The 7779-nt window shown below is 67.1% G+C and carries 4 protein-coding genes; all 4 read left to right on the forward strand.

Going from position 1 to position 7779, the window contains the following annotated elements:
- Nucleotides 1-61 precede the first annotated feature (61 nt).
- A complete protein-coding gene (uvrA, locus tag MRY84_RS07095) occupies nt 62-5935 on the forward strand; it encodes an excinuclease ABC subunit UvrA (RefSeq protein ID WP_291505040.1) in 5874 nt (1957 codons plus the stop codon).
- Nucleotides 5936-6138: 203 nt separating this feature from the next.
- Nucleotides 6139-6639: a hypothetical protein gene (locus MRY84_RS07100; protein ID WP_291505041.1), complete on the forward strand. Its 501-nt coding sequence runs from the start codon at nt 6139-6141 to the stop codon at nt 6637-6639.
- Between the two features lie 134 nt (nt 6640-6773).
- On the forward strand, nt 6774-7139 hold the full coding sequence (locus MRY84_RS07105) for a hypothetical protein (RefSeq protein WP_291505042.1): 366 nt from the start codon (nt 6774-6776) through the stop codon (nt 7137-7139).
- Between the two features lie 182 nt (nt 7140-7321).
- A partial coding sequence (locus MRY84_RS07110; RefSeq protein ID WP_291505043.1) for a tripartite tricarboxylate transporter substrate-binding protein occupies nt 7322-7779 on the forward strand: 458 nt, incomplete at its 3' end.

A 7779-nucleotide genomic window follows, 5' to 3' on the forward strand; every position in this document is an offset into this window, starting at 1 on the left:
CTCCAATGCGATCTCCAAAAAGACTTTGAACAGGCTCTAAGCCCCACCGAGCCCATCATCCATGACCCAGGGAACCATCCGCATTCGCGGCGCACGCCAGCACAACCTTCGCAACCTGGATCTGGACATCCGCACGGGCGAACTCACGGTGGTCACGGGCCCGAGCGGCTCGGGCAAGTCCAGCCTGGTGTTCGACACGCTGTACGCCGAGGGCCAGCGCCGCTATGTGGAAACCTTCAGCGCCTATGCGCGCCAGTTCCTGGACCGCATGGACAAGCCGGCAGTGGACAAGGTCGAAGGCGTGCCGCCGGCCATCGCCATCGACCAGACGAACCCGGTGCGCTCCAGCCGCTCCACCGTGGGCACGATGACGGAGCTGAACGACCATTTGAAACTGCTTTTCGCCCGCGCAGGCCAGCTGTTCGACAAGCAGACTGCGCAGCCCGTGCGCCATGATTCGCCAGAGACCATTTATGCCGAGCTGCAGCGGCGTAGTGCCGAGGCGAGCGACCCGCGTATCGTCCTGACCTTCCCGGTTGAACTACCGGGTGGCACGTCGGCCGAGCAGGTCGAGCAATGGCTGTCCGCCAGCGGCTTTACCAAGGTGCAGGCCGAGCGCGAAGTGTCCACGCCCACCGGCCCGCGCAAGGTGCTTGACGTGGTGGCCGACCGCTTCCGCCTGGGCAATGCCGAGAAGGCGCGGGTGATTGAGGCGATTGAGGTGGCGCTCAAGCGTGGCACGGGGCGTTTGAACGTGTACCGCCTTGTGGACGAGGGCGAGCCCGAGTTGTGGAGGTTCTCGACAGGCCTGCACTGCCCCGACAGCGACCTGCGCTACAGCGACCCCATCCCCTCGATGTTCTCGTTCAACTCCGCCGTGGGCGCGTGCGACAGCTGCCGGGGCTTTGGCCGCGTGATCGGCGTGGACTACGGCCTCGTCATCCCCAACGACAAGCTCACGCTGCGCGCAGGCGCCATCAAGACCATCCAGACCCCCGCGTGGAAGGAGGCGCAGGACGACCTCATGCGCCACGCCGAGACGGCGGGCATCCCGCGCGACACGCCCTGGTACAAGCTCACCGACGACCAGAAAAAATGGGTCATCCACGGCGCGCCGGGCTACAAGGAAGGGCAGTGGAGCAAGCAGTGGTACGGCATCAAGCGCTTCTTCGAGTACCTGGAGAGCAAGGCCTACAAGATGCACATCCGTGTGCTCTTGTCCAAGTACCGCAGCTACACGCCGTGCCCCACCTGCGCTGGTGCGCGCCTCAAGACCGAAAGCCTGCTGTGGCGCGTGGGCAGTAGGGCCGATGCGGACGCCGTGCTGGACCCTGCAAAACGTTTTATGCCCGAAGGCGTGCAATGGTCGCGTGACCAGCTCGAAGCCCTGCCCGGCCTGTGCCTGCACGACCTGATGCTGCTGCCCATCGACCGGCTGCGCCGCTTCTTCGACCGCATGGAGTTGCCCGAAGGCGACGCGGCCGCAGGCGGTGACGCGCAGGCCCTGAAGCTGCTGCACGAAGAGATCACCACGCGCCTCAAATACCTGTGCGACGTGGGTATTGGCTACCTCACGCTCGACCGGCAAAGCCGCACGCTCAGCGGCGGCGAGGTGCAGCGCATCAACCTCACCACCGCGCTGGGCACGAGCCTGGTCAACACGCTGTTTGTGCTGGATGAGCCCAGCATCGGCCTGCACCCGCGCGACATGCACCGCATCACCGAGGCCATGCTGCGCCTGCGCGATGCGGGCAACACCCTGGTGGTGGTGGAGCACGACCCGGCCGTGATGCTCGCGGCCGACCGCATGATCGACATGGGCCCCGGCCCTGGCCGCCTGGGCGGGCAGATCGTGTTCGATGGCACCACGGGCGAACTGCGCAAGGCCGACACCCTCACTGGTGCCTACCTGGGTGGGCGCAAGCATGTGGGCTTTGGCTTCAAGCGCATGGTGACGGAATCGACCCCGCGCCTCATCCTGGAAGGCGCGCGCGAGCACAACCTGCGCGATGTGACGGTGGAGTTCCCGCTGCAGCGCCTGGTCACCGTGACCGGCGTGAGCGGCTCGGGCAAATCGAGCCTGATCCAGGACGTGCTGGCCCCCGCGCTGCTGCGCCACTTCGGCAAGGCCACGGATGCACCGGGCGCGCACGACCGCCTGCTGGGCGCGGACCACCTGTCGGACGTGGTGTTCGTGGACCAGTCGCCCATTGGCAAGACAGCCCGCTCCAACCCCGTGAGCTATGTGGGAGCGTGGGACAGCATCCGCGAACTGTTTGCGGTGTCGCCCCTGGCCAAACAGCGCAGCTACACCGCCGCCAAGTTCAGCTTCAACAGCGGCGATGGGCGCTGCCCCACCTGCGGGGGCTCGGGCTTCGAACACGTGGAAATGCAGTTCCTGAGCGACGTGTACCTGCGCTGCCCGGATTGCGATGGCAAGCGCTACCGGCCCGAGATCCTGGAGATCACCATCGAGCGCGGGGGCAAGACGCTCAACGTGGCCGACGTGCTGGCCCTCACCGTGGCCGAGGCCGCCGCCGTGTTTGCCAACGACCGCGACGTGATCCGTGCGCTGCAGCCCATCGTGGACGTAGGCCTGGAATATGTGGCGCTGGGCCAGCCCGTGCCCACGCTCAGCGGCGGCGAGGCGCAGCGCCTGAAGCTCGCGGGCTTCCTGGCCGAAGCGGCGCGCAGCCAGGCCAAGTCGCGGCAGGCCGTGGCGCGCAAGGGCACGCTGTTTTTGTTCGACGAGCCCACCACGGGCCTGCACTTCGACGACATCGCCAAGCTCATGCGTGCGCTGCGCAAGCTCATCGACGCGGGGCACTCGCTCATCGTCATCGAGCACAACCTGGACGTGATCCGCGCGAGCGACTGGCTCATCGACCTGGGGCCCGAAGGCGGCGATGCGGGCGGCCTGATCGTGGCCGAGGGCACGCCCGAGGACGTGCGCGCACATGCCACCTCGCACACGGGCCAGGCGCTGCGCGACTACGAGCTGGCGCTGGGCGAGGGTGGCCATTCGGTGCACGAAAAAGCTGCTGCGCTACGAAAATCAGAGCGCCTTGCGCTGATGGATAGTGCGCCAGCGGCCAAAAATGCCATTGAAATCGTCAATGCCAAGGAACACAATCTCAAGAACCTGAGCGTCGACATCCCACGCGGCAAGTTCAACGTGGTGACGGGTGTGAGCGGCTCGGGCAAGTCCACCCTCGCGTTCGACATCCTGTTCAACGAAGGTCAACGGCGTTATCTCGAATCGCTCAACGCCTATGCCCGCAGCATCGTGCAGCCGGCCGGACGGCCCGAAGTGGATGCGGTGTACGGCATCCCGCCCACCGTGGCCATCGAGCAGCGCCTCTCGCGCGGCGGGCGCAAGTCCACCGTGGGCACCACGACCGAGGTGTGGCACTTCCTGCGCCTGTTGTATGTGAAGCTTGGCACCCAGCACTGCGTGCACGACGGCGCTGCCGTGCAGCCGCAAACGCCCGAGAGCATTGCCGCCCAGCTGCTCACGCAGTTCCGCGGCCAGCACATCGGCCTGCTGGCGCCGCTCGTGATGAACCGCAAGGGCGTGTACACCGAGCTGGCCGACTGGGCCCGCCCGCGCGGCTACACCCACCTGCGGGTGGACGGCAACTTCTTGCCCACCACCAACTTCCCGCGCATCGACCGCTTCAAGGAACACACCATCGAGCTGCCCGTGGCGAGCCTGGATGTGTCGCCCGAGAACGAGGCCCAGCTCCGCACCGCGCTGGCCGAAGCGCTCACGCACGGCAAGGGCGTGGTGCATGTCCTCTCAAGCATCGACACACTGGCCGCTGCCATGGAAAGCGGTGCGCCCACCGCAGGCATTGGCCATTTGCATGCATATTCGACCAAACGTGCCTGCCCCGTCTGCGCCACCAGCTATGCCGAGCTGGACCCGCGCCTTTTCTCCTACAACAGCAAGCACGGCTGGTGCCCCGACTGCGTGGGCACGGGCGTCAAGCTCACCAAGGACCAGCGCAAGGTGTTCGATGACTCCGTGCAGGACGCCAACGAGAAGGGCCGCGAGCAGACCTTTGCCGAGCCTGAGGTGGAAGACCTGCAGGACACCGCTTGCCCCACGTGCCACGGCACGCGCCTGAACGCCACGGCCCGCGCGGTGAAGTTCGCCAGCGTGGGTATCACCGACATTGCGGCGCTGTCCGTGACGGATGTGCGCCGCTGGGTTGAGACCCTGCGCGTCGAGGGCGGCATGACCGCGCGCGAGGCCGATATCGCCCGCGACCTGGTCCCCGAGATCCAGAGCCGGCTCGAATTCCTGGAAGAAGTGGGCCTCGGCTACCTCACGCTCGACCGGGGCGCGCCCACGCTCAGCGGTGGAGAGGCCCAGCGCATCCGCCTGGCCGCGCAGCTGGGCAGCAACCTGCAAGGCGTGTGCTATGTGCTCGACGAGCCCACCATCGGCTTGCATGCGCGCGACAACCAGATTTTGCTGAACGCCCTGCACAAGCTGGGCGACAAGGGCAACACGCTCGTGGTGGTGGAGCACGACGAGGACACCATCCGCCGCGCCGACCACATCATCGACATCGGCCCGAGTGCGGGCAAGCGCGGCGGGCGCCTGGTGGCGCAGGGCTCGGTGAGCGACCTCACGAATGCAGAAGATTCACAAACCGGCCGCTACCTGCTGCACGCGATGAAGCACCCACTGCAACTGCGCCGCAGCATGGTGGCCAGCGAGGTGAGCGCCGAAGCCACGGCCGCTTTCGCGCAGGCCGAGGCCGCCGCGCCCACGGGCCGCCAAAGCGCGGCCGTGAAGAAGCGTGCCGCCCAGGCCGTTGCGCTGGCGGCTGACGCACTGACCGAGGCGAAGGAGCGCGCCGCCATGCGCTGGCTCACGGTGCATGGCGCCCATCTGCACAACCTGAAGAACGTGACGGCCACGGTTCCGCTGCACCGCCTGGTGGCGGTGACCGGCGTGAGCGGCTCGGGCAAGTCCACGCTGGCGCGCGACGTGCTGCTCACCAACGTACAGGCCTGGGTGCAGCAGCGCAGTACCAAGGCGGGGCGCGATGCGATGGACGCTGGCAAGGCCCCCGCGCTGGTGGGGTGCGCGGGCCTGTCGGGCTTTGAGAGCATTGACCGTGTGCTCGAAGTGGACCAGACGCCCATCGGCAAGACGCCGCGCAGCTGCCCGGCCACCTACATCGGCTTCTGGGACACCATCCGCAAACTGTTTGCCGAGACGCTGGAGGCCAAGGCGCGCGGCTACGCTGCCGGCCGCTTCAGTTTCAACACCGGCGAAGGCCGCTGCCCCAGTTGCGAAGGCGCCGGCGTGCGCACCATCGAGATGAGCTTCCTGCCCGACGTGAAGGTGCCTTGCGAGACCTGCCATGGCGCGCGCTTCAACCCCGAGACGCTGGCCGTGACCTGGCGGGGCAAGAGCATTGGCGATGTGCTGCAGATGGAAGTGGACGAGGCGGTGGACTTCTTCGCCACCATGCCCAGCATCGCGCACCCGCTGCAACTCTTGAAGGACGTGGGCCTGGGCTACCTCACGCTGGGCCAGCCGTCACCCACATTGAGCGGCGGCGAGGCGCAGCGCATCAAGCTCGTGACGGAGCTGACCAAGGTGCGCGACGAGGTGGGCCGCCGCGGCCAGAAGGCGCCGCACACGCTTTACGTGCTGGACGAACCCACGGTGGGCCTGCACATGGCCGACGTGGACAAGCTCATCCGCGTATTGCACCGCCTGGTCGATGGCGGCCACAGCGTGATCGTGATCGAGCACGACCTGGACGTGATTGCCGAGGCCGACTGGATCCTCGACCTGGGGCCAGAAGGCGGCAGCGAGGGCGGGCGCATCGTGGCCGCGGCCACGCCGGAGGACGTGGTGGCGGCGGGCACGCACACGGGCAAGGCACTGGCGCCGGTGCTGGCACGCTGAAGCGAGGCCGCCGCGACCTTGCACGGCGTGGGCTGCCCGGGGGCGGCGCGCAGGGCCCCGGCCCGCGCGCACAGTGCTGTCCGCCCGTGTCCTACGCGGGCCGCGGAACTTCGCGCACGCAGGCAGTGGTGATGCGTTTCTACGATGGTTTTCAGGGGCAGCCAGCCCCATCCCTCCATCCTTACTCAACGGACGCCCACACCATGAATTCTTTCCTCAAGACCTGTACCGCCCTTGCGGCCACCTCCGTGCTGCTGGTCGCCTGCGGCGGCGGTAATGACGACGATCCCACGCCCAGCAACGAGCCCGGCGTTCTCACCGTGACCGGGGCCAACGTCGACAGCCTCAACGGCGTCTACGGCAACGGGGCGCTGAACCTCACCGACGTGGACAAAAAGAACCCCGTGGGCTCCGAGCCCGAGTTGTGCACTTTCCGTTTCGATGGCGCGAACAAGGCGGGTTCGCCCGCGACGGCGTTTGGCGACATCCGGTATCGCCCCGACGCCACCGGTCTTTACAAGGTGTTCATGACCTTCGACGGCAAGGAATACGCGAGCGCCGAGGCGACCGACACGGTCGTGGCCCGCGAGAGCGACCAGGTGCGCTTCACCAGCAAGACGCTCACGGCCACTGATGGCTCCAACAACACCCTGCGCGTGACCGGCATCGTGCCCATGCGGCCCAACCGCCCGCTGGGGTGCTGATCCCGCATTCCCCATTCCGCTTCATTGCATCCTCCCGCTCCAGGCTTTCGAGCCTGTTCAGCCCTCTGCAGCTCCGGCCGCAGAGGGCTTTTTTGTGGCCCGCCGCGGCGGGCACCGCGCACAATGCAGGGGCCATGCCCGAGTCCTCGCCTGCCTCTGCCATCGTCTGGCTGCACCCCGATGCGCCCGCCAAGCCTTCCGAGGGCGCGCCCTGCAACGGCTGTGGGCTGTGCTGTCTGTCCGAACCCTGTCCGCTCGGGATGGTGGTGTCCCGGCGCCGGACGGGCACCTGTGTGGCGCTGCGGTGGAGCGAGGACGACCACCGCTACCGCTGCGCGATGGTGGCCGACCCAGGTGGCGTGACGGGTTGGACCCATCCTTGGGCGGTGCGTGCGCTCTCTGGGCTGGCGCGCCGCTGGATCGCTGCGGGCGCGGGTTGCGACGCGCGGCTGACGATGACAGGACTGCCGGAAACGAGTTCTCACGATTCGTTGCAATAATGCTATTTGTTTGATAGCTAATAGCGCTTGTCCGTCAAGCGCTTTAGGCCTGTTTGGCTTGAGATTCGGTGCCCTGATCGCCTGGCGCCTTGGCGACATCCTCTAGGGGGTTTCCTGCATGCCGGAGGCGGGGGCGTGCAGTCCAATGGACAGGTCTTTGTTTTTATTTTCAGGAGCCCACCATGCAGCGCCGCAAGATCCTCCAGTGGGGTGCCGCCAGCTTGGCCACCCCTGCATTCGTGGCGCAGGCGCAGAGCTTCCCGAACAAGCCCATCAAGCTCATCATTGCCTTCCCGGCAGGTGGGCCCACCGACATCACCATGCGCGCGCTGGCCGACAACGCGAGCAAGATCCTGGGCCAGCCCGTGGTGGTGGAGAACAAGCCGGGTGCTGGCGGCACGCTGCCCGCGCAGGCGCTGCAGACCTCACCCGCCGACGGCTACACCATCGCGCAGATTCCGCTCGGCGTGTTCCGCCTGCCCTACACGACCAAGATCAACTGGGACCCGGTCAAGGACATCAGCTACGTGCTCAACGTCACCGGCTATGCGTTTGGCGTGGTGGTGCCCGCCGACTCGCCGCTCAAGACCTGGACGCACTTCGTGGCCTGGGCCAAGGCCAACCCCGGCAAGCTGAGCTA

Source organism: Acidovorax sp. (assembly GCF_022763525.1).
GTDB lineage: Bacteria > Pseudomonadota > Gammaproteobacteria > Burkholderiales > Burkholderiaceae_C > Acidovorax.